Consider the following 21,672-nt stretch of genomic DNA (forward strand, 5'->3'; position numbering starts at 1 on the left):
TCAGGCCGGTCGCGCCGGAATCGTCAGCCCCTTCTGTACCGCCGGCCGCGCCAGGCCGCGTTCCAGCCATGCCGGCACATTCTTCAGCGTATCGAATTCGACGATCTCACCAGCTTCATAGAAACCAACCAGGTTCCTGACCCACCCCAGCGTCGCGATATCGGCAATGCTATACTCATCGCCCATGATCCATTCGCGTCCTTCGAGCCTTTGCTCGAGCACGCCCAGCAACCGCTTCGATTCCGCCGCGTAGCGATCGCGCGGCCGCTTATCCTCATACTCGCGCCCGGCGAATTTATGGAAGAAGCCAAGCTGGCCGAACATCGGCCCGACCCCACCCATCTGCCACATCACCCACGCGATCGTTTCGTAGCGCTTGGCCGGGTCAGCCGAGAGGAACTTGCCGGTCTTTTCCGCAAGGTAGATCAGGATCGCGCCGGACTCGAACAGGCCGATCGGCACACCGCCCGGGCCGTTGGGGTCGATAATGGCCGGGATCTTGCCATTCGGGTTGAGTGACAGGAATTCCGGGGTCCAGCTCTCATTCTTGCCGATATCGACAAGGTGTGGCTCATAGGGCAGGCCGATCTCCTCCAGCATGATCGATACCTTGACGCCATTGGGGGTCGGCAGGCCGTAAAGCTGGATGCGGTCGGGATATTGCGCCGGCCAGCGGGTCGTGATCGGGAAGTCGGCAAGATCGGTCATGGAGGTCTCCTTCGCGGTGGAGATAGTCACGCGGCCCCGGCTTCGCTATGCCGCGCCGCTATGCAGGCAACCGACCTCCGCGTCGCCCTCTTCAGCGGCAACTATAATTATACGCGCGACGGGGCAAACCAGGCGCTGAATCTGCTTGTCGGGCATCTGCTGAAACAGGGCGTGACAGTGCGCGTCTATTCGCCGACCAGCCGCCGCCCCGCCTTCCCACCAACCGGCGATCTGGTCAGCGTGCCATCGCTGAAACTTCCTGGCCGCGACGAATATAAGATTTCGCGCGGCCTGCCCGCCAGCATTCGGCGCGACCTGGCCGCATTCGCGCCCAATGTGATCCATGTCTCGGCGCCCGAAGTGCTGGGCCATCGTGCGGTCAGCTATGCGCGCAGGCATGGCATCGCGGCGGTCGCTTCGCTCCATACCCGGTTCGAGACCTATCCGCGCTATTATGGCCTGGGCTTTCTCGAACCGACCATGATCCGGTTGCTCACCCGCTTCTATAACCGGTTCGATCAGGTCGTGACTCCCGGAGAGTCGGTGGCGACGCTGATTCGCAGCTGGGGCGTGACGACGCCGGTGTCGATCTGGTCGCGCGGGGTGGATCATCATCGCTTCCGCCCGGGTGCCCGCGACCTCGCCTGGCGCCGCTCGCTCGGCATTGCCGATGATGAGGTCGCGATCGGCTTTCTTGGCCGTCTCGTGCTGGAAAAGGGGCTGGATATCTTCGCCGACGTGGTGACGACGCTGCAGGAGCGAGGCGTGAAGCACCGCGTGCTGGTGATCGGCGATGGCCCGGCGCGCACCTGGTTCGCCGAACGCGTGCCCAATGCCGCCTTTGCCGGATTCCAGCGCGGCGACGATCTCGGCCGCGCTGTCGCGTCGATGGATGTATTGTTCAACCCCTCGGTGACCGAAACCTTCGGCAATGTCACGCTCGAGGCAATGGCGGCCGGCGTGCCGGTGGTCGCAGCGCGCGCAACCGGCGCGATCGACCTGATCGAGGACGGGGTGAACGGCTATCTCGTGCCGCCCCGCGATGTCGGCGCTTATGCCGACGCGATCGCGCGGCTGGTTCAGAATGACGAAGCCCGCCACGCTGCGGGCGCGGCGGGCCATGCCAGGGCGGCGGCCTATGAGTGGGATGCGATCAACCAGACGGTGATCGACACCTATCTCGACGTGATGGCGCGCCGCGGTCGTTGATTCCGCGCCCGAGGACGCAGATTACTTCCAGTCGAACGCCAGCGGCGCTTCGCGAAAGGCGAAGCGGTCGAGGTGACGTGCAACCGCGTCCTTCAACCCGTTGAGTTGCCCAGGAGAGCTGGCATCGATCCGCACCTCGAGCGCCTCGGCGCCGGCATCGAACGTTACCAGCCCGTCACCGGGCCAGTCGGCGCCGCGCGCATTCTTCGGGAACACCACGGTGCCATGCTCGGGAGTGAACGCCACCTCCAGATTATGCTGCCAATGCTTGCATAATTGTTGGAGGTAGCGGCTTCCGTTCACGGTCGGAACCGAGGCGACAGAAGCAACCGCGCTCATTTCAGCCGCTCGATCTTCTGAGCGACCTCGTCGAGCAATGCCGCAATCTCATGCTGCGCATCACCCTCGATATCCTCGCGCATCAACCGATGCTGAAGCACCGAGCGAAGATTGTGCATCGCGCGGCGTACCGGGGCGACATCGGTCCGCTCACGCTGCGCGCCGACCTCGGCGAGCCGCGCGAACAGGGCATCGACCTGTTCCTTGTTTTCCTCGAGATGCGCCGTGCCGGCGGTGGTGACCGCGAACAGTTTCTTGGCGCCCTCGGCGACCTGTTCCTCGATCAGCCCCATGTCGGACAGCAAGGTGATGGTCGGATAGACCACGCCCGGGCTCGGCGCATAGGCACCGCCGGTCAGTTCCTCGATTTCGCGGATCAGGTCGTAACCGTGACGCGGCTGATCGGCGATCAGTTTGAGCAGCACGAGCCTGAGCTCGCCGCCATCGAACATCCGTCCGCGACCCCGGCCACGACCGCGGCCCTCATCGCTGACTTCCCAGCGAACCTCGAACGGACCCCAGCGACGCGAACCGCCGCGCGGCCCCATGTGATGGCCGTCCATGCAGCCATGGCGGCCGCCTCTTTGCGTATTGAACATCATATACCTTTCATATGTCATGATGGCACTAAGATATATCTTGAAACAGTTTAAGCAATAGGAAGGCGAAAAAAAGTTACGCTGATTGAGATTCGCATCTCACTTCCTCGCTTCCCCGGCGAAGGCCGGGGTCCAGTCGGGAAGGCCGATGCAATGGAGCGCAACGCCGGTTCCCTTCTGCATTGCGACTGGACCCCGGCCTTCGCCGGGGAAGCGCCCTCGTGTCGAACGGGGTGGTTCACGCGCGCGTACGCCCCTATCTTTGTGCGCATGGCCGATCTGTTCGCGACGTTCGATCCCCCCGCCCGCGAGACCATCGCGGAGAATGCGCCGCTTGCCGACCGGTTGCGCCCGCGCACGCTGGGCGATGTCGTGGGGCAGGAGCATATCACTGGCCCGGAGGGGGCGATCGGCCGGATGGTTGCCGCCGGCCGCCTGTCGTCGATGATCCTGTGGGGCCCGCCTGGCACCGGCAAAACCACCATCGCGCGGCTGCTAGCCGATGCGGTCGATCTGCGCTTCGTCGCCATCTCCGCCGTCTTTTCGGGCGTGGCCGACCTCAAAAAAGCCTTTGCCGAGGCGCGCGAGCACGCCAGGATCGGCAAACGCACCTTGCTGTTCGTGGACGAGATCCACCGCTTCAACCGCGCGCAGCAGGACGGCTTCCTGCCCTATGTCGAGGACGGCACCGTCACATTGGTCGGCGCGACGACCGAAAACCCGTCGTTCGAACTCAACGCCGCCGTGCTCAGCCGCGCGCAGGTGCTGATCCTCCACCGGCTCGATGCGGCCGCATTGGGCAAGCTGCTCGACCGCGCGGAAGAGGTCGAGGAGCGCCCCCTGCCCCTTACGCCCGAGGCACGCGAGGCCATGATCGCCCAGGCCGATGGCGATGGCCGCTTCCTGCTCAACCAGGCCGAGACGCTGTTCTCGGTCGATCTGCCCGAGCCGCTCGATCCAGCCAGTCTGTCGGCGTTCCTGCAACGCCGCGTCGCGGTCTATGACAAGGATCGCGAGGGCCATTACAACCTTATCTCCGCGCTGCATAAATCGATGCGCGGCTCGGACCCGCAGGCCTCGCTCTACTATCTCGCGCGCATGCTGACCGCCGGCGAGGAACCGCTCTATCTGCTGCGCCGCATCACGCGCTTCGCCAGCGAGGATATCGGCCTCGCCGATTCCAACGCGCTGGTGGTGTGCCTTGCCGCCAAGGACGCCTATGATTTCCTCGGCAGTCCCGAAGGCGAAGTCGCCATCGCCCAGGCGTGCCTCTATTGCGCGACCGCGCCCAAATCGAACGCCGTCTATGTGGCGCAAAAGGCGGCATGGCGCAGCGCGAAGGAAACCGGTTCGCTGATGCCCCCGCAGAATATCCTCAATGCGCCGACCAAGCTGATGAAGGATATCGGCTACGGCAAGGGCTATGCCTATGATCATGATGCCGAGGGCGGCTTTTCCGGGTCGAACTATTGGCCGGAAGAGATGAGCCCGCAGACTTTCTACGAACCGACCGACCGCGGCATGGAAAAGCGCATCGCCGAGCGCATGGCCTGGTGGCAGGAAATGAAGGATGGCGGGTCCAGGGACAGCGGACGGTGAGTCTCGACTGGGACAGTGTCACTGCCTTCGCGCTCGCCCTGCCCGATACCGAGATGTCGACCAGCTATGGCAGCCCGGCAGTCAAGATCGCCTCCAATGGCCGCGCCTTCATCCATACCGGCCGCGAGGCGGACTCCTTCGTGCTGGCAATCGATCGGGACACCAAGGAAATGCTGATCGAGACCGACCCCGACAGTTTCTGGCAAACACCACATTACCATGGCTGGCCCGGCCTGCTGGTCCGCTACGACAGCAGCGATCCTGAGCGGGTCCGGGCAATGATCGGACGCGCACATGACCAGGCCGCCGCAAAAGCTAAAGTGAAGCCGCGTAAGGTCAAGCAATGAGCTTCGACTGGGATGAGGCCGTTGCCTTTGCCTTGTCGCTGCCCGGCGTCGCGATGGGCCCTGGCGCGAAGGGGTCGACCTCGCCGCAAATTCGCGGGCAGCAGCTTCTCTCGCAGGGCCGTTCGCCCGGCACATTCGTCCTGCGCGCCACCCGCGAGGAGATCGAGGTTCTGAAGGAAACCGACCCGGACTGCTTCTGGCAGACGCCACAATATGAAGGCTGGCCAACGGTGCTGGTGCGGGCCGACGCCGCCGACCCGGAGCGGCTGAAGACACTGATCGAACGCGCCTGGTGGGACCGCGCAACCAAGGCGCAGCGAGCGGAGCGCGGTGGCGACCGTCCCTGATCATTTCACCCAATTTGCGGCGATCGACTGGTCGGGCGCGAAAGGAAGCAGCCATCCCGGCATTGCCCTGGCGCTGTGCGAGGCCGGCGACGCCGCGCCGGTGATCGTCGATCCGCCAGGCAAAGCCTGGTCGCGCAGCGAAATCCTCGACTGGCTCCGCGCCCGCGCTGACGCGCCAATGCTGGTCGGATTCGATTTCAGCTTCTCACCGCCCTTTCTCGACCGCGGCGCTTATCTGCCCGGCGAATCCGTCACCACCAATCCGCGCGATTTCTGGGCCTATGTCGATGCGCACAGCCCCGATGCCGATCTCGGCGCCGCTTCATTCCTCGAAACCCGCCGCGGCACGCATTTCTATCTCGGCGCGGCCGACGGGACCAAGGCGGACTTCATGCACCTGCGCCGCGTCGAGGCGCACCACAAGGCCAATGGCGGCGGCAAGCCGACCACCGTCTATGACGCGATCGGCGCGGCACAGGTCGCCAAGGCAAGCTTTGCCGGAATGCGCTTGCTGCACCATCTCGGCATGGCGATTCCGGTCTGGCCGCTCGACCCCGCCCCGACACGCGGCGCGTGCATCGTCGAGATATACACCGCGATCGCCGCCCGCGCTTCGGGGCTGCGCAAGGGCCTGAGCAAGCTGCGCGATGCAGCGGCGCTCGACACGGCGCTGGCCGCGATCGGCTCGAAACCGCATGTCCCGCTCGCCCGCTATACCGACCACGCGACCGACGCGATCCTCACCGCCGCCTGGCTTCGCGCCAATGTGCATCGACGCGACTTGTGGCAGCCAATCGCCATGACTGAAGAAATTGCACGCACAGAGGGCTGGACCTTTGGCGTGCCCTGACGCATTGAGCGCCGAACACGACACATCGGGGGCCAGGCCTCCGGGGTACGCCGGTTTAGCTCAGTTGGTAGAGCGCCAGTTTTGTAAACTGGATGTCGCGGGTTCGATTCCTGCAACCGGCACCATCCCCGGTCGACATCACGATCCGGATGACCACCGCTGATCGAAGCCGGCAGCGATAACGCTCGATGAGCCAACATCTCCTCTCACCTTAATCTGAATGCCAGACATCTGATATAAATACCTGATATATAATGAATTATTTTTAACCGATCACCGAAGCGCCGGCGAAAACATATGCGACATCCGGTGTCCCATATCTCAGCCCGCCAGTGTCCCATATCTCGACTCGCTCGCCGGGGTGGCGCCCGAGATTCGGGACATTCCTGGTGTCCGATATCTCCGCTTGCCCGTCCTCGCAGTTTCGTGGCGAACGGATTCAACCATCACACAGGGTCAGGCATATCATCGCTCGCCGTGCCATATCGGCTTGCTCTTTCTTATCGTCGAAAAAACAAAACCGCCTCTGTGCCGCCAGCGCAAAGGCCTGCATGACCTGAGTCGCTATGCAGGCGCCTGATGCTGCACTTTGATCCTCCGATGACTCCGCGCCTTCTGTTGCGGCAGGTCCACGGCAAGACATTTCACATGCGGGGGAAATTTCCGCACCCCGGGGCCGTGAACCCGAACCTCGCCCCCCTCAGTCGCGCTCCGGCTCGGTCTCCCCGGTGTCGTGCCAGACCCACCAATCATAAGGAGGGTCTTGCGGATAGCCCTTCGGTGAGTCCTCCCATGACTCTTGGCGACCGAGTGCGGTGATATCGAGATAGTTCCAGGTATTTCCCATTTTGCGCCTTCAGCCGCTCGATGTCCGATTGCGGCGCGCGCGAGACGAACGCGAGACTCGTGCCGCGAGCGTTCAGGTGCGCGGGATGGGCAACTTGATCGGCGACCATGGCACCCGATGCAGGCGCGCCCCGGCCAGCGCGATACGCCGGGTTCGAAGAAGGCGCGGTACACGATCAATTGACGGCGGCCCTGGAACAGGTCGAGCAGGCTTGGATTGCCATCGGGACCGACGAATCGATAGTCTTTTTCCAGGGCCAGCCACGGCACCGGCGAGCTCTACCCCTGGAATAATGTCGCCAATAGCTGGGCGAAGATCAGCGGCTTCGCCTACACCGCCGGAGCGGTGGTCTATCCCGACGACATGGCGTTTGGCACTGATGGAACAATCAGCCTGGTCTGGGAGTGGGCGAAAACAATACCCCGTGCACTACGTCATTATGGCAGCTATCTGCGCTACAATCCGGCGATCAATAGCTGCTCCTATATGGACGGCACTGCCGCCACCGTTCCCGTCAGCCTGACGTCGAGCCCGAAGCTGTTCTTCTTGCCGCTGCAGCCGGGTGAGACCTTCACGACAGACCAGACCTTGCAGGACGTGCAGAGTGTGAGCTCGCGCTCGATCCGAACAACCGGCCGACGATTGCTTATCGTTACCGTCCCACCGACGGCAGCGGCCTCAAGAATTTCGATGTTTGGCGTATCCGCTGGAACGGCAGTGCCTGGATCGACAAGGAAAAGATCTATACCGCGAACAATGACGTGCCGCCGGCCTGGGCCTCACGCGCACCGCGACCCGCGTCCGCATCTATTTTGCCACCGATTCGGGCGGCCTGCAGTGCGCGGTCCGCACCGCCACCACGCCCTGGGTAACCACCGCGCTCGCGCCGGGAAAAGACATCGAACGAGTCAACGTCACGCCGATCGACGACGCGACCGACCTCATTTATGGCGGCGCCCCTACCGATGTCGATGCCAATACGGGCAGTGTCTATTGGCTGAAATCGGCCGACTAGGGCGTCTGCGACGCCGCATGTGAAAGCATCAATCGCCTCTGACCGGCATCTCGATCTCTGAAACCCATAAGGTTCAATGTAAGCTCTTATGTCATCTCACCGCACGTGTCGCGCGCGCCTCGGCGGTCAGCACCAATTCGGCGGCGAGTAATGCGCCGTCTTGGTCCTGTGCCACTGATGTGCGTTCGACGATATCGGTGACGAACTGCGGCCCGAACGGCAGCGGAACCTTCGAACAATCGAGATATCGCGTGCCCTTACGGTCCGCGATCAGCAGATGGTTGCCGCCGGGTCGCCCCGCAATGTCGACATATTTGCGCAGCTCGATATAGCCCTCGGTGCCGAGGATGAACAGGCGGCCGTCACCCCAAGTCGGCAGTCCGTCGGGCGTGAACCAGTCGACCCGGACATAGCCCGCACCGCCATCGCCGCTCAGCATCATGTCACCGAAATCCTCGAACTTGGGATGGTCGGGATTGCCGAAATTGCCGGTCTGCGAGGCCAGCACCTGCGCCCGCTTGCTGCCCGTCAGATAGACGAACTGGTCCGCCTGATGGCTGCCGACATCGGACAGGATGCCGCCGTTGCGCGCCGGATCCCAGAACCAGTCGGGGCGGCTCGGTGCAGACAACCGGTGCGGCGCGAGGTTCACCGTCTGGATCACCCGCCCGATCGCGCCATCATGGACCAATTGGCCTGCCATGACGGCCGCGGGCACCTCGAGCCGCTCGGAATACATGATCGCGAACGTGCGGCCCGTTTCCTTGATCGCGCGGCGGACATCGGCGAGCTGCTTCAACGTCGTCACCGCCGCCTTGTCGCTCAGATAGTCCTTGCCCGCGCGCATCACGCGGATGCCAAGCGGCGCGCGCAGACTCGGGATGGCGGCACTACACACCAGCTTGATTGCGCGATTGTCGATAATTTCCTGCTCCGATCGCGCGAGCGGCACGTCGCCGTAGCGTTTGCGGAACATCGCGATCTGCTTCGGGTCGGTCGCATAGAAGGTGGTGAGAACACCGCCGCCACGGATCACGGCATCGGTGATGCCGTAGATGTGGTTATGGTCCATCCCGATCACCGCGAACGGCACGCGATATTTCGCCTCGGGCGCCGGGCGCGCAAGCGCGCCTTCGGTCGGCGCATCGCCGCGCGTCGCGGATTGCGCTAGCGCGTCGGCCGCGAAGCCGGCAAGGCCGGCGGTCAGTCCCAGGCCCAGCAGGGTACGGCGGTCGGTATTGGTCACGGCTTCATCCCTCAAATAGCCACCAGATTTGTCGGCCAGGTCATCGCCTCGCCGCGATCCATCGCCTGTTCGCCGAGCAGCGACGCGACGCTGGCATGATAGGCCTGCGCCAGCAGTCCGGGCAGCGGTTTGCCGGCGCGCACGGCTTCGCCGAAGCCCTCGAACTGCAGCATAGTCTCGTCATATTCGCCCCAGCCGAGCGATTGGCCGGGCGTAGTGACGGGCAATTCCGGGAACCAGGTGGCGCCACCAATCGGCACAGTACGCTTGTGGCCGCGCGCGACATCCTTCTGCATCCGCTGGAGCGCCAGCACCTTCGCCGGCACCTCCTGATAGATGCGGCCCAGTTCGGGCTCGATCGTGCCCTTGCTGCCCTGGATCTGCTCCTCGCAGCCATAACGCGCGTTGTTCAATAGCGAGGTGTAGATCAGCTTCTGGCCCCCGGCATATTCGTAGATCAGCGCGACATGGTCATAGACCTCGCGCCCATCCTTCCAGAAGCAGATATTGCCCGATCCCATCACCCGCGTCGGCACGGCATCCAGGAACCAGTTGCCGACCTGAATCTGGTGTGTCGCCAGCTCGGTCATCAGTCCCGCCGAACTGTCGCGATACAGGCGCCAGTTGATCTGGCGGTCGGTCGCGTCGGCGGGCACCGTCCGTCGCCAGCTATTGTTGCGATGCCAGCTCGCGCGGATTTGCGTCAGCGTGCCGATCTCGCCTGCCCGCGCGCGCTTGAGCGCATTGAGATAGGTCGGGTGGAACATGCGCTGATGGCCAATCTGCAGCACTTTCCCAGCCGCCCGCGACCGCGTGACCATCGCGCTACAATCCGCGATGGTGCGCGCCATCGCCTTCTCGCACCACACGTGCAGCCCGGCGTCGAGCGCGTCGAAACAATGTCGCGCATGCCGATCGAGCGGCGTCGCGATGACGACCGCGTCGAGCCCGCCCGCATCGATCATCGCGCGATGATCGGCGAAGCTGCGCGTCGCCGCATCGACCAGGGCGCGGCCCTTCGCCAGATGCGGCGCATAAGTATCGCAGATCGCGACGACGGTGCAGTTGCGCGTCTTGGCGATGTTCTGGATCAACGCGCGGCCGCGATCCCCTGTGCCGATCACGCCGAGCCGCACGGGATTAGACTTTGTCGGTTCGGTCGCCACGGCAGCGCTGGCCCACGGCGCCATCGCCGCCATCCCCGCACCTGCCGTCGCCATCAGCACACGATCGATGAATGATCGTCGGGTCAGGTCGAATTCCCGCTCCGTCATTTCAGGGTCGGTCATTGCAACTGCATCCTGGCTGATGGAGCGGGCACCGGCGCCCCCTGGGAAAGATCGAACAGGAAGCGGTGCGTCGGACGCTCACCGATGAGGAGCGCGGCCCGAGCGTCATCGGCGACGATCAGTGCGGTACTCATCGCCTCCGCACGCGCGCCGAGCCGGTCGATGACGGCCGTGCAGCGTGCGCCGGTTACCGCCATGCCATCACCCGGACGGATCGTTGCGGCGCGTTCGGGCGCCTGCGTCCCAGCCCCCACGGTGGACGAGATCGAGAGCGACTCATCGTCGAGTTCGAGTTCGATCAGCATCTGATCCGGCCACGACGGGTGCGGGATCGCGAACGGCCATCCCCCGCCCAACGGGTGTTGGCCGACAACCGCAATCGAACTCTCCCCGGCAGACAGGCACGCCGACCCGACGCCGGCCAAACGCAACGCGGCACAGGCGCGGTCGAGCGCGAAGCCCTTGCCAAAGCCGCCAAAGTCGAGCCCAACAGGACGCGCCGCCGCAATCCGCGCGGTCATCCGGTCGAATGTGACGTTGCCCCAGCCATCAGACGCAAACCGCCGATCGGCCGCTGGATCGAACAGTCCGAGCGTCGCGGCATAAGCCTCCTCGATCGCCATCAGCGCATCGAGCAGCACCGGATCATCGATCGCCGCATCCTGCCCCGCCATCAGGCGTTCATTGACCGCGGTCGTCGGTGATGGGCGGTGGATGGTGAGCGCATCGTCGACCGCCTCGATCGTGCGACGCGCGACGGCAAGCGCGTTTGTCTCCCCAGCACCAAACCGGTGCAGTTCCACGCGCGTCCCCATCGCCGCGAAGCGCTCGACGTCCGCAAAAGTCGACAGCGTGGTCAGGCCTTGACCTCCCAGCCCGGTTCGTACGCGACGGACCACAGCTTCATCGCCTCGGCGTTCGTCGGCTTGCCGGTCGTCGGATCGACCGTGAGCACGCTGTCGGTGCGATAGGCCATGTTGCCAAGATGACAAAGCGTGGTGCTGATATGCCCCTCGGCGATCGGCGAGTTCAGGGCATTGGTGCGGCCGCGGATCACGTCGACCAGATTGCCGGCATGAGAAACGTCCAGCGCCCCCTCGCCGACCGTATTGGTGGTTTCCGAGCTCGCCGCTGCCATCACCTGGCGGATCGACTTGCCCGCGAGATCATAGAGTTCGAACCCATTGCGATCGACCACCGCCGATCCCTTGGTGCCGAGCAGCAGCACGCCGCGCCCGCGACCATAGGTCAGCATCGAATTGCAGCTCTGCCCGTTCCAGCGGATCGTACGATCCTTGCCATAGTGCAGCGCGAGTGTGAGCGAATCGTACATCTCCCAGTCGTCGCCGGCATGGAACCGTTTCGCCCCCTGCGCCTCCACGCGTGTCGGATAAGTCAGCCCCATCAACCAGCGCGCGACGTCCAACTCATGCATTGCATTGTTGCAGATCTCGCCGGTCCCGTACTGCCAGAACCAATGCCAGTTATAGGGCACCAGATTCGATCGATAGGCCGCGCGCGGCCGTGGCCCTTGCCACAGGTCCCAGTTCAAAGTGGCGGGCGGAGTCGCCACCTGCCCCGTGCCGATCGAACCGCGATTGTTCGCGTACCAGGTCTGCGCCTCGTACACATCGCCGAGCTCGCCGGCCTGGATCAGCGCCAGCAACTGCCGCGTTTCCAGGCTGGAGCGTTGCTGGTTGCCGACCTGCAATTCGCGGCCGGTGCGCTTCTGCACGGCAATCATCGCCTCGCCCTCGGCCGGCGCGATCCCGATCGGCTTCTCGCAATAGACGTGATGGCCCGAATTCATCGCATCGACCGCGAGCTTGGCATGCCAGTGGTCGGGCGTCGCGACGGTGACGATATCGACCGCCTTGCTGTCGAGCAGCCGGCGATAGTCGCTGACCGTCTTTGGCGTGGCATGGCCCTTTGCGGCGAACTCGCCCGCACGCTTCGCCAGCACGGCGGAATCGACATCGCAGAAATGCGTAATGTCGACATTAGCGAGCTGCAAAAATGCGCTCATATGCGCCTGCCCGCGGCCGTTCACGCCGACCACGGCAACGCGCAAGCGGTCATTCGCGCCTTTGATCCGGGCATAGCTGCGCGCGCTCATCGCGACGGCCAGCGTTGCTCCCGCTCCCTTTATCATCGTCCGGCGGTCCATCGATCCATCCCCTCCTAGAGTTCGCGCAGCTTGATCGATCTGAAATCGACCTCGTCGCCATGATCCTGGAGCAGGATCGGCCCCTGCTCCCCTTCGCCAAACTCGGGCACGTCGGCATATTTGCTTTGCGCGACCAGCGCGCGAAACGCCGGCGACCCACGGTCATAGTCGACCATCTTGAACCCGTTCAGCCAGTGCTCGACATGATTGCCGCGCACCACGATCACCGCACGGTTCCATTCGCCCGGCGGATTGATGCGCTTGCCCGGGCTGTCGGGGTCGGAGAGGTTGCGCGCAGTGATCAGGTCGTAGAGCGATGCGAGCGTCCGGTTGCCATCGCGGCCCATCTTGGCATCGGGATGGCGTGCGTCGTCGAGCAGCTGATATTCGAGGCCGATCGCCTCGCCCTTGCTCTTCAGTCGGTTGGCATCGAGGAAATATTTGATCCCGCTATTGGCGCCGGGCGTCAGGCGGAAATCGACCGACAGCTCGAAATTGCGGTAGTCGCGGGTCGTGATGATGTCGCCGCCGCCACCCGTTACCCGGAGCACGCCGCTCGCCATCGACCAGCCGGATTTTGGAAAGCCCGGAGCCTTGACGCTGCGCCATCCGGTGCCTGTCACGCCGTCCCACAACAGTTTCCAGCCGGCGCGCCGTTCGCCGCTCGACAAGCGATTGGACAGCCACCCCTGCTGCTCGAGCCCGGTCGCGGGCAGTGCGTAGCGTGCCGGCGCGTCGGTGATGATCTGCACGTTGCGGAACCGCACCTCTGGCCGGCGCGCCGCCGCGGCGTCGGGAATGGCGTGCACCTGGAAGGCGATAAAACCGCGCGCATCCATGTCGTCGACAATATCGGCGGCGGGCACGCCGTTGATCCACGTGCGCAGCCGCGTCCCGATCGCCTCGACGCGATAGTGGTTCCACTCACCCGACCGAAAGGTGCGCCGCGCCGGTTCGTTGCGACCGAGCGTATGCAGCCACTGGCGACGTTGCTCGTCGTAAAGGCCACCGCTCCAGCGTCGCGACGACGGGTCGATCTCGGCTTGATAGCCATAGACCACGCCGTCACGATAATCGGGCCGGCTCTGGCCGCGGATCATCACGCCCGAATTGAGCGCCGGATCGGTCTGCGCATCGAATTCAAGGATGAAGTCGCCATATTGGGCGTCGGAGACCAGCCAGCTGTTCGTCGCCCCCGGCGCGGCGTGTCCGACCAGCTCGCCTTTGTCCACGTCATAGGCCGCTTTGCCACCGGTCACGTGCCAGCCGGCCAGCCCGGTGCGCGGCGTAATATCTCGCCACGGGGCTTGGGCCCGCGTTGCGGCTGGTGCCGGCGGCGCTGCGCGGACGGATGCCTGCACCATCAGCGGCGCAACCACCAAGATCGAAATTGCAAGCCCACGAGCCACGGCGATCTCCTATTTTCTTTTCTGCGAGCACGTTGAGCTCACATCGTTTGCCACGACATTGGTTGTCCTGCGGCCTCTCCTATCCTTGGCTTAAATTGTGGTCGGACCACATGCAATAGGATTGTAAGACATTTCGTCCTATCATACCTTCCGATAAGACTAGACGAGGCTTGACGCTGGTTGGCGCAGCGCGAAGTAGAGACGGCGGACGCGGTTGCCGCCACCATTGAGCGAGGACCTAAATGCAGACGATTGAAGGCGGCGGAAAACTCTACCGCAGGATCGTACAGGCGATCATCACCGATATCGCGAACGGCGTCTTCACGGTCGGCTCTCGCCTGCCTGCCGAGCGCGACCTGACGGAACGCTTCCAGGTCAGCCGTCCCACCATCCGCGAAGCGATGATTGCGCTCGAGATGAAGGGTATAGTCGAAGCGCGCAAGGGGTCGGGCGTGTTCGTGCTCGCCTCGTCCACCGCCAATGCGGACCAGGAACTCGACATCGGCGCGTTCGAGATCACCGAAGCGCGCCGCCTGCTCGAAGGCGAGGTCGCTGCCGTCGCCGCAACCGAGATTACCGAACAGCAACTGGCCGAATTGCGCGCCTTGCTGGCGCAGATGGCGCAGGACGACACCAAGGCGGCGGAGGACGCGGACCGCCGATTTCACATCGCCATCGCCGAGGTAAGCGGTAATGCCGTGATCATTTCCGCCGTTACCGATTTCTGGGATTTGCGGTTTCGCTCGCCTCTTGCGCGCGAGGTACTGTTGAAGGCCGGCAGCCTGGGTACGGAAAACCGCATGGAAGAACATGGTCGCATCCTGAGCGCGCTGGAGGCTCGATCGCCGATCGACGCGCGCATCGCGATGCGTGATCATCTTGCCCGCGTAATCGACCATCTTCTCGACGTCACGGAGACCGAAGCGGTCGAGCGCGCCCGCGCAGCGACCGACCAACGCCGTCGCGCCCTCGCCCGCCGCTCCGTCTGATCCGCTACCGCCGTTCCGACGCGCGCTCCCGTCGGATAATCGCTCCCGCAGAAGCGCATCTCAGATTGGCCAGGCTAATTGCCTGACCACATGATTCCATATTGTCATATTTACTCGGCGATGATACCTGACGATCCAGTCAGCAGAACAAATAAGCTGGCGGAACATAACGGGCGGCGGACAATCCTGGACGCCCGGACCTATCGGGAGAGGGTATTTGACCTGCAAAGGCTTCGATAAGCAGTCGCTGCTTATATCGACGAGCGTCCTTGGTCTGGCGATCGCGGCCCCCGCCGCCGCCGCTCAGCAAGCGCCAACGCAGCCCACCGCTGCGGCAACCGATCAGGCCGTAAATCCCGAGGCGGACACGCCCGCGGATCAGGCGGACATCGTCGTTACCGGTTTCCGAGCCTCGCTGAACAGCGCGCTCAACCAGAAGCGACAGGAGGTCGCGGCAATCGACAGCATCGTCGCCGAGGACATCGGCAAATTTCCCGATTCGAACCTCGCCGAATCGATGCAGCGCATCCCCGGCGTCGCGCTGTCGCGTGGTGATGGCGGCGAAGGCCGCAACATCTCGGTGCGCGGTCTCGGTTCGCAGTTTACGCGCGTGCGGATCAACGGCATGGAAGGCGTATCGCAAGTCAGCGGCAGCGACATCCGCGGCGGCGTCGCCACCGGCCGCTCGTTTGACTTCGTGACCTTCCCGACCGAGATCTTTTCCGCACTGTCGGTCCGCAAGACGCTGTCGGCCGATGTCGAGGAGGGCTCGCTCGGCGCGACGGTCGATCTGCGCGCGCCAAAGCCGTTTGACCAGCGCAAGGACTTCGTCCTGACCGGCACGGCGCGCGGTATCTACAACGACATTAGCAAAAAGGCCGATCCGCGCCTGTCCGCGCTCGTCTCGAAGAAGTTCGGCGACACTTTCGGCATTCTGGGCAGCATCGCCTATTCAAAGCGGCACATTGAGGAATATGCCTATTCCGCGGTCGATGTCGTCCCGACCTACGTCTACGGCCAAGAAGCGCCATCAACCGTTCCGAGAGTGCCGACCGACCCTTTGATCGGCGCCGGTCCTAACCGCTCCCTCATCCTCCCGTTCTGCACGCCGGTGGGCTACGTATACCGTGGCGTGGCGGTCAATTCGCCCACGGCGGGTTACGCGCAGCCGAACGGCACGCCGATCGGCGCCGACGCCAACAATTGCAGCACCGGTAACCCGCGCACCGGCACTATCGCGGCCTATGACTATATCATGAGCCGCGTAGGCACCAACGGCCGCCCCGGCGGTGGCGTGTTCCTGCCGCGTCTGCCACGGCCGGTGAAGAGCACCCAGAGCCAGGAACGCCTCGCCGGCACGCTGACGCTGCAGTGGAAGCCGAGCGATGATACCGACATCTCGCTCGACGGCCTCTATTCGCGCTTCAAGGTCAAAAGGCTCGACCAGATGTTCGATGCACGATCGTTCGGCCGCGCGCTTTCGAACAACGGCCAGCCGCTGACCTCCGTCCGCGAGATCGAGGTCGACGACAATGGATCGCTGATCCACGGCCTGTTCGATGGCGTCGATCTGCGCTCGGAGATGCAGGACGAGAAGTTCACCTCGACCTACCAGCAGGTAAATCTCAACATAGATCACCGTTTTTCCGATCGTTTCCGCGTCTTCGGCCTGGCCGGCATCAACCAATCCAAACTGGATGTTAACCGGCTGCAGGTGGCAATCGATTCGAACGATACGCGTAACTTTGCGATCGATTTTCGCGACAATGCCGATATCCCGAAGATCAACTATGGGATCGACACCACCAATGCGGCGCTGTTCCAATACGGCCCACCGCTCGCGACCGGTGAACAGCGTGGCCAATTGTCGAACTTCATTCGCCGTAACACGATCACCAGCAAGACGTTCGAGCTGAACGGCGAATGGGAGGCTGCGCCCGGCTTCACACTGCAAGCCGGTGGCCAGTATCGCACCAATAAATACACCGCACGCGAGCGGCAACTCGCCACCAACACGCCGCTCACTCTGCCGGCGGGGGTCACGCTCTCGAGCTTTACCACGGTGACGACCGGGGTCGGCAAGAATCTCGACGGACAGCTGCAGGATTTCGTCTCGATCGATCCGGACAAATTCCGCAACGCCGTCAATCTCGACAGCTACGCCTATTGCAGCGTGGACTGCGCAAAAGGTACCTTTGGCGGCGTCGAGGAACGGTACAAATCGGGCTACCTCATGGTGAAGTTCAACACCGAAAACAGCCTGCCGTTCACGCTGCGGGGCGATGCAGGCGTGCGCTATGTTCATACCAGCCTCGACACTTACGGACCGATCACCACCGCCGCGCCGGCCGGATCGCTGTATCCCTCACGCTTTGTCATCTCGCAGGTCAGCCGCAGCTATGACGACTGGCTGCCATCCGCTAACTTCGCGCTCGACGTCACCTCCAACCTCATCGCACGCGTTTCCGCCGCGCGGGTGATGTCCCGTCCGGCTTACGGGCAGTTGATCCCGGCCGGGTCGGCGAACCTCGTCATCCAGACCGCATCCTTCAGCAACCCGTTCCTCGAGCCGATCCGTGCCAACACCTTCGATGCAGCGCTCGAATGGTATTTCGCGCCCGGCTCGCTGATCTCGGTCGCCTATTTCTACAAGAATATCGAGACCTACATCCAGACGACCAGCCAGCAAGTCGCGTTCAAGGACATCGGCCTGCCCCTGACGCTGCTCAATGGCACGCAGCTCAGCCCGAACGACCTGTTCACCGTCCAGCGCAGCAACAACACGCCGGGCGGCCCGTTGCGCGGGTTCGAACTGAATGTGCAGCTGCCGTTCCGCTTTCTGCCCGGCGCCCTGCGCAATTTCGGTGCGCTCGCCAACTTCACGCGGGTCCGCTCGAACATCAACTACATCATCTCGCCGACGCTTTCCCGCACCGCGCCGCTGGTCGGCCTGTCACCGGAGACGGCGAGCGGAACGCTCTATTACGAGGACGAGAAGTTCAGCATCCGGTCGACAGTCAACTACCGGGCGGCATTCCTGACCGCGGTGCCAAGCGGCTCGGTCGACGCGGACTCGACCTCGAACGCGAGTTCGATCTTCGTCGATGCCTCTGCTTCGTACAACATCAACGACAACATCAAATTGATCGCCGAAGTGTCGAACATCACTAACGAAACCAACCGCCTGACCGTCGACACGGTGCGGGAGGATCCGCTGTACACGTCCTATTTCGGACGGACCTATGCGCTGGCGGTCAACTTCCAGTTCTGAGGCCCGGCTTCCCCCATCGGCATCGCTCTTCTTCCCATTACCGATGCCGATCACCCCTCGGGGTGCGCCGCCTAAGTGCGGCGCCCCCCTTTTTATCGCAGGTCGCGGCTTCGGCGCCCGCCGCCAGCACCTCGGCATTGTCGCGGGGCGCGAACATCCGCCGCGTCGCGCTGTCGCTGCGCCAATAGGTGAAGCTGGGCTTCCCTTGCGCATCGACGATAATCATGTTTGCCTTCTCGGCAGACAAAATGGCCTTACCACTTCTTTGTATCTGGCTTACCACTTATTACGATGTTAGACGGGCATCGACTGCGGTCAAAGAGGCCCGAAAGGTCCGCGCGGACGGAGAGGTGACTGACGGGTGATGATGACCGAAACAATGCGCTGGTTCGGTCCCTCCGATCCCGTCACCCTGCGCGATATCCGCCAAGCCGGTGCTACCGGCATCGTGACCGCGCTGCACGAGATCGCCAATGGTGACGTCTGGCCACATGACGCGATCGCCGCGCGCAAGGCGCAGATCGAAACAGCGGGCCTCACCTGGTCGGTCGTCGAAAGCCTTCCGGTGCACGAGGGGATAAAGACCCGTAACGCGAACTGGGACGCGCTGATTGCCCGGTATCGCGAAAGCCTCGAACATCTCGCAGCGTGCGACATCCGCACCGTAACCTATAATTTCATGCCGGTGATCGACTGGACGCGAACCGACCTGGCCTGGCCAATGCCGGACGGCGCGCTCGCACTGCGCTTCGAACTCGAAGCAGCGGCGGCGTACGACCTGCACATCCTGCGGCGTCCGGGCGCGGAGAAGGACTATACGCCGGCCCTGCTCGATCGCGCCGCGCGCCGGTTCCACGCGATGACCGACGATGAACGCGGCCGGCTCGAACGAACGATCATCGCGGGCCTGCCCGGCAGCGAGGAGACGTTCACCGCCGACCGCTTCCGAGAAGCGCTGGCCCAATACGAGAATATCGATGCGGAGACACTGCGCGCCAACCATGTCGCGTTTCTGGAAGCGGTGTGCCCAGTCGCGGACGCCCTGAATATCCGGCTCGTGGTTCATCCGGACGACCCGCCCTTTGCGCTGTTCGGCCTGCCGCGCGTGGTCAGCACCGAGGCGGACGTGGCGACGCTGTTCGCGCGCGTGCCGAACCGGTCGAACGGCCTGTGCTTCTGCGCCGGATCGTTCGGCGCGCGCAGCGACAATGACTTACCGGGCATGATCGTTCGGCTGGGCGATCGGATCGGTTTCCTCCATCTACGCTCCGTCCAGCGTGAGCCCAACGACGCGTTCCATGAGGCCGCGCATCTCGAGGGCGATGCCGACATGATTGCGCTCGTCGCCGCAATCGATCGGCTGCAGACGCGCGAGGGGCGCTCGATCCCGATGCGGCCCGACCATGGCCATCAGATGCTCGACGATCTCTCGAAGAAGACGCTGCCAGGCTATTCGCTGCTCGGGCGGATGCGCGGGCTTGCCGAACTGCGCGGGGTGCAACGCGGGATCGCGCACATGGCGGCGCTGCAATGACCCGCCCGCTGCGCACCCAACCGATTATTCTCCACCGGTGCGCCCTGGAGCGATGCCACCAGCCTGTTGCTCTCGCCCGACCATTATCTGTTCCGCATGCTCTACAGCCAAGGCATCGATCTCGCGCGCTTCGGCGTTCCCTCCCGCGACGGGATCGTCGATCCGATGTTCGGCGAACGCGGCGTGCTGGCCGGACACTGGCCACCAAGCGAGCGTGACCGCGCCTTGCTCGACCAGGCACTGACAGCATTCGACAGACGATCGTAAGTGGATAAATCGCAGGGAGAGCGAGCGTGGACGGTTCAACACAGGCGACGGATCCCGGCCCGTTGAAAGCCGGCGGCAACGTTCGCTGGGTCATCTGCGCGCTGCTGTTTTTCGCCACGACGATCAATTATATCGATCGCCAGGTCATCGGCATCCTGAAACCCACGCTCCAAACCGAACTCGGCTGGTCCGAGATTGATTACGGCATGATCGTCTTCTGGTTCCAGGCGGCCTATGCCATCGGACTGCTCGCCTGCGGGCCGCTGATCGACCGGGTCGGCTCGAAGCTCGGCTATGCGGCGGCGATCACCTTGTGGAGCTTTGCTGCGCTGGCCCATGCGCTCATGCGCAGCCCAAACGGCTTCTCGTCGGCGCGGTTCGCGCTCGGCCTTGGCGAAGCCGCGAACTTCCCGGCAGCGATTAAATCGGTCGCCGAATGGTTTCCCAAGAAGGAACGCGCGCTTGCCGCAGGCATCCTCAACGCCGGCGCCAATGTCGGCGCGATCGCCACACCAATCGTCGTGCCGGTGATTGCGCTCAACTACGGCTGGCGCGCCGCGTTCGTCGTGACCGGCCTGCTCGGTTTCATCTGGCTTGCCGCCTGGCTGGCCTTCTACCGCGCGCCCGAACATCATAAGCGCGTCTCTGCGCAGGAGCTGGCCTATATTCGCGCCGATCAGGGGAACGATGCCGGCACCGCGCCGATCCCGTGGCGCAAACTGTTCCGCTATCGCGGCACATGGGCCTTCCTTGCCGCGAAATTCCTCACCGACCCTGTGTGGTATCTGTTCCTGTTCTGGCTCCCGGATTTTTTCGCCAAGCGCCACGGCCTCGATCTGAAGACCTTCGGTCCGCCGCTGATCGCGGTGTATCTGCTGGCGGATGTCGGCAGCATCGGCGGTGGCTGGCTGTCGTCGGCGCTGATCAAGCGCGGCTACAGCGTCAATGCCGGCCGCAAGCTTGCATTGCTCGCGTCTGCGGTGCTCGTCCTGCCGATCGTCTTCGCCAGCACCGTTTCCAGCCTTACCGCCGCCGTCGTGATCATCGGCGTGGCCGCCGCCGCGCATCAGGGCTGGTCGTCGAACCTCTACACGATGGTGTCCGATACCTTCCCGAAGAGCTCGGTGGCGTCCGTCATGGGCATTGGCGGCGCCGCAGGCGCGGTCGGCGGCATGATCATGGCACGTTATGTTGGCGAGGTTCTTGAATCCGTTGGAACCTACGTCCCCGTCTTCCTCTGGGCAGGCAGCGCCTATTTGGTCGCGCTGTTGATTGTGCACCTTCTCTTGCCGCGACTCGACAATACCGTCCCGCTTCCCTCAGCCGCCGGGCGAGGGACCTCTACGGCGGCTTAGTCACGGTTTGGCAGGCGTTCAGTTATCTGCACCGACATATGAATTAAGGGCTGGAATCGGCACGCCGGCGCTCCAACGCAGTCGTTCCGCTTTCCACCATTCGCAGTCATGAAATCTCTGACCCAGCCCGACCTCGCCCAAGCGACCCTCGATCGGATTGAACTGATGGGGTGGATGCCCCCTTCGCCCGGCATCGTATGATGCCTGACCGGCGCGACAGTGCGCTGGAGAAGGAGGAGCACATGACTGACGTTCACATTCTCGCGATCGATCTTGCCAAGCGCA

General features: G+C 63.6%; 20 protein-coding genes, 1 tRNA gene and 1 pseudogene. 11 read left to right on the forward strand and 11 right to left on the reverse strand.

What is annotated here, in order from left to right; all coding sequences use genetic code 11:
• On the reverse strand, window positions 1–708 hold the full coding sequence (locus ACRECS_RS17305; protein WP_431584191.1) for a glutathione S-transferase N-terminal domain-containing protein: 708 nt from the start codon (window positions 706–708) through the stop codon (window positions 1–3).
• Window positions 709–768: 60 nt separating this feature from the next.
• On the opposite strand from ACRECS_RS17305, the gene ACRECS_RS17310 reads away from it, so the two are divergent.
• A complete protein-coding gene (locus tag ACRECS_RS17310) occupies window positions 769–1,917 on the forward strand; it encodes a glycosyltransferase family 4 protein (protein WP_431584192.1) in 1,149 nt (382 codons plus the stop codon).
• 21 nt (window positions 1,918–1,938) lie between these two features.
• On the opposite strand, the gene ACRECS_RS17315 is transcribed toward ACRECS_RS17310, so the two are convergent.
• Both ACRECS_RS17315 and ACRECS_RS17320 read right to left on the reverse strand, forming a co-directional pair.
• Window positions 1,939–2,256 carry a DUF2218 domain-containing protein gene (locus tag ACRECS_RS17315; protein WP_431584193.1) on the reverse strand — a complete coding sequence of 106 codons (318 nt, stop codon included), beginning with the start codon at window positions 2,254–2,256 and terminating at the stop codon, window positions 1,939–1,941.
• Window positions 2,253–2,855, reverse strand: a complete 603-nt coding sequence (locus ACRECS_RS17320) for a PadR family transcriptional regulator (protein WP_431584209.1) — start codon at window positions 2,853–2,855, stop codon at window positions 2,253–2,255. Before ACRECS_RS17320 ends, ACRECS_RS17315 begins: the two co-directional genes overlap by 4 nt.
• 270 nt (window positions 2,856–3,125) lie before the next feature.
• On the opposite strand from ACRECS_RS17320, the gene ACRECS_RS17325 reads away from it, so the two are divergent.
• The 5 genes from ACRECS_RS17325 to ACRECS_RS17345 all read left to right on the forward strand — a co-directional run bounded on the left by ACRECS_RS17325 (window position 3,126) and on the right by ACRECS_RS17345 (window position 6,123).
• Entirely contained in the window at window positions 3,126–4,454 is a 1,329-nt protein-coding gene (locus ACRECS_RS17325; protein WP_431584194.1) for a replication-associated recombination protein A, read from the forward strand.
• Complete coding sequence (locus tag ACRECS_RS17330; protein ID WP_431584195.1) at window positions 4,451–4,801, forward strand: MmcQ/YjbR family DNA-binding protein; 351 nt, start codon at window positions 4,451–4,453, stop codon at window positions 4,799–4,801. Before ACRECS_RS17325 ends, ACRECS_RS17330 begins: the two co-directional genes overlap by 4 nt.
• Window positions 4,798–5,148, forward strand: coding sequence for a hypothetical protein (locus tag ACRECS_RS17335; protein WP_431584196.1), 351 nt, complete (start codon window positions 4,798–4,800; stop codon window positions 5,146–5,148). Before ACRECS_RS17330 ends, ACRECS_RS17335 begins: the two co-directional genes overlap by 4 nt.
• Complete coding sequence (locus ACRECS_RS17340; protein ID WP_431584197.1) at window positions 5,132–5,998, forward strand: hypothetical protein; 867 nt, start codon at window positions 5,132–5,134, stop codon at window positions 5,996–5,998. The genes ACRECS_RS17335 and ACRECS_RS17340 overlap by 17 nt, the downstream gene beginning before the upstream one ends.
• A 49-nt stretch (window positions 5,999–6,047) precedes the next feature.
• A tRNA-Thr gene (locus ACRECS_RS17345) sits at window positions 6,048–6,123 on the forward strand.
• A 575-nt stretch (window positions 6,124–6,698) separates the two neighbouring features.
• Here the strand turns inward: ACRECS_RS17345 and ACRECS_RS17350 are convergent.
• The 7 genes and pseudogenes from ACRECS_RS17350 to ACRECS_RS17380 form a co-directional block, all read right to left on the reverse strand.
• On the reverse strand, window positions 6,699–6,845 hold the full coding sequence (locus ACRECS_RS17350; protein ID WP_431584210.1) for a hypothetical protein: 147 nt from the start codon (window positions 6,843–6,845) through the stop codon (window positions 6,699–6,701).
• A 40-nt stretch (window positions 6,846–6,885) separates the two neighbouring features.
• A pseudogene (locus ACRECS_RS17355) lies at window positions 6,886–7,114 on the reverse strand (DUF899 family protein); the annotation flags it as partial.
• Between the two features lie 837 nt (window positions 7,115–7,951).
• Window positions 7,952–9,106, reverse strand: coding sequence for a Gfo/Idh/MocA family protein (locus tag ACRECS_RS17360; protein ID WP_431584198.1), 1,155 nt, complete (start codon window positions 9,104–9,106; stop codon window positions 7,952–7,954).
• An 11-nt stretch (window positions 9,107–9,117) separates the two neighbouring features.
• Complete coding sequence (locus tag ACRECS_RS17365; RefSeq protein WP_431584199.1) at window positions 9,118–10,395, reverse strand: Gfo/Idh/MocA family protein; 1,278 nt, start codon at window positions 10,393–10,395, stop codon at window positions 9,118–9,120.
• Window positions 10,392–11,294 (reverse strand): FAD:protein FMN transferase, encoded by a 903-nt coding sequence (locus ACRECS_RS17370; protein WP_431584200.1) that lies wholly within the window; start codon window positions 11,292–11,294, stop codon window positions 10,392–10,394. Before ACRECS_RS17370 ends, ACRECS_RS17365 begins: the two co-directional genes overlap by 4 nt.
• On the reverse strand, window positions 11,252–12,562 hold the full coding sequence (locus tag ACRECS_RS17375) for a Gfo/Idh/MocA family protein (RefSeq protein WP_431584201.1): 1,311 nt from the start codon (window positions 12,560–12,562) through the stop codon (window positions 11,252–11,254). The genes ACRECS_RS17370 and ACRECS_RS17375 overlap by 43 nt, the downstream gene beginning before the upstream one ends.
• A gap of 14 nt (window positions 12,563–12,576) precedes the next feature.
• Window positions 12,577–13,971, reverse strand: coding sequence for a 3-keto-disaccharide hydrolase (locus tag ACRECS_RS17380; protein ID WP_431584202.1), 1,395 nt, complete (start codon window positions 13,969–13,971; stop codon window positions 12,577–12,579).
• 242 nt (window positions 13,972–14,213) lie between these two features.
• On the opposite strand from ACRECS_RS17380, the gene ACRECS_RS17385 reads away from it, so the two are divergent.
• Together ACRECS_RS17385 and ACRECS_RS17390 are read left to right on the forward strand one after the other, a co-directional pair.
• Complete coding sequence (locus ACRECS_RS17385) at window positions 14,214–14,960, forward strand: FadR/GntR family transcriptional regulator (protein WP_431584203.1); 747 nt, start codon at window positions 14,214–14,216, stop codon at window positions 14,958–14,960.
• A 217-nt stretch (window positions 14,961–15,177) separates the two neighbouring features.
• Window positions 15,178–18,231 (forward strand): TonB-dependent receptor, encoded by a 3,054-nt coding sequence (locus ACRECS_RS17390; protein WP_431584204.1) that lies wholly within the window; start codon window positions 15,178–15,180, stop codon window positions 18,229–18,231.
• A gap of 37 nt (window positions 18,232–18,268) precedes the next feature.
• On the opposite strand, the gene ACRECS_RS17395 is transcribed toward ACRECS_RS17390, so the two are convergent.
• Complete coding sequence (locus tag ACRECS_RS17395) at window positions 18,269–18,457, reverse strand: hypothetical protein (protein WP_431584205.1); 189 nt, start codon at window positions 18,455–18,457, stop codon at window positions 18,269–18,271.
• A 141-nt stretch (window positions 18,458–18,598) separates the two neighbouring features.
• Between ACRECS_RS17395 and uxuA the strand changes: the two genes are divergently transcribed.
• The 3 genes from uxuA (at window position 18,599) to ACRECS_RS17410 (ending at window position 21,387) form a co-directional block, all read left to right on the forward strand.
• Window positions 18,599–19,765: a mannonate dehydratase gene (gene uxuA / locus ACRECS_RS17400; RefSeq protein WP_431584206.1), complete on the forward strand. Its 1,167-nt coding sequence runs from the start codon at window positions 18,599–18,601 to the stop codon at window positions 19,763–19,765.
• A 66-nt stretch (window positions 19,766–19,831) separates the two neighbouring features.
• Window positions 19,832–20,032: a hypothetical protein gene (locus tag ACRECS_RS17405; protein WP_431584207.1), complete on the forward strand. Its 201-nt coding sequence runs from the start codon at window positions 19,832–19,834 to the stop codon at window positions 20,030–20,032.
• A gap of 26 nt (window positions 20,033–20,058) precedes the next feature.
• Window positions 20,059–21,387, forward strand: a complete 1,329-nt coding sequence (locus tag ACRECS_RS17410) for an MFS transporter (RefSeq protein WP_431584208.1) — start codon at window positions 20,059–20,061, stop codon at window positions 21,385–21,387.
• The last annotated feature ends 285 nt before the right edge of the window (window positions 21,388–21,672 follow it).

Source organism: Sphingomonas sp., assembly GCF_050725575.1.
Taxonomy (GTDB): domain Bacteria; phylum Pseudomonadota; class Alphaproteobacteria; order Sphingomonadales; family Sphingomonadaceae; genus Sphingomonas.

Excerpts from the sequence above, each read along its gene's own strand:
- ACRECS_RS17305 (WP_431584191.1), bottom strand. The coding sequence starts at position 708 with ATGACCGATCTTGCCGACTTCCCGATCACGACCCGCTGGCCGGCGCAA.
- ACRECS_RS17310 (WP_431584192.1), top strand. The coding sequence starts at position 769 with ATGCAGGCAACCGACCTCCGCGTCGCCCTCTTCAGCGGCAACTATAAT.
- ACRECS_RS17315 (WP_431584193.1), bottom strand. The coding sequence starts at position 2,256 with ATGAGCGCGGTTGCTTCTGTCGCCTCGGTTCCGACCGTGAACGGAAGC.
- ACRECS_RS17320 (WP_431584209.1), bottom strand. The coding sequence starts at position 2,855 with ATGTTCAATACGCAAAGAGGCGGCCGCCATGGCTGCATGGACGGCCAT.
- ACRECS_RS17325 (WP_431584194.1), top strand. The coding sequence starts at position 3,126 with ATGGCCGATCTGTTCGCGACGTTCGATCCCCCCGCCCGCGAGACCATC.
- ACRECS_RS17335 (WP_431584196.1), top strand. The coding sequence starts at position 4,798 with ATGAGCTTCGACTGGGATGAGGCCGTTGCCTTTGCCTTGTCGCTGCCC.
- ACRECS_RS17350 (WP_431584210.1), bottom strand. The coding sequence starts at position 6,845 with ATGGGAAATACCTGGAACTATCTCGATATCACCGCACTCGGTCGCCAA.
- ACRECS_RS17365 (WP_431584199.1), bottom strand. The coding sequence starts at position 10,395 with ATGACCGACCCTGAAATGACGGAGCGGGAATTCGACCTGACCCGACGA.
- ACRECS_RS17375 (WP_431584201.1), bottom strand. The coding sequence starts at position 12,562 with ATGGACCGCCGGACGATGATAAAGGGAGCGGGAGCAACGCTGGCCGTC.
- ACRECS_RS17385 (WP_431584203.1), top strand. The coding sequence starts at position 14,214 with ATGCAGACGATTGAAGGCGGCGGAAAACTCTACCGCAGGATCGTACAG.
- ACRECS_RS17395 (WP_431584205.1), bottom strand. The coding sequence starts at position 18,457 with ATGATTATCGTCGATGCGCAAGGGAAGCCCAGCTTCACCTATTGGCGC.
- uxuA (WP_431584206.1), top strand. The coding sequence starts at position 18,599 with ATGACCGAAACAATGCGCTGGTTCGGTCCCTCCGATCCCGTCACCCTG.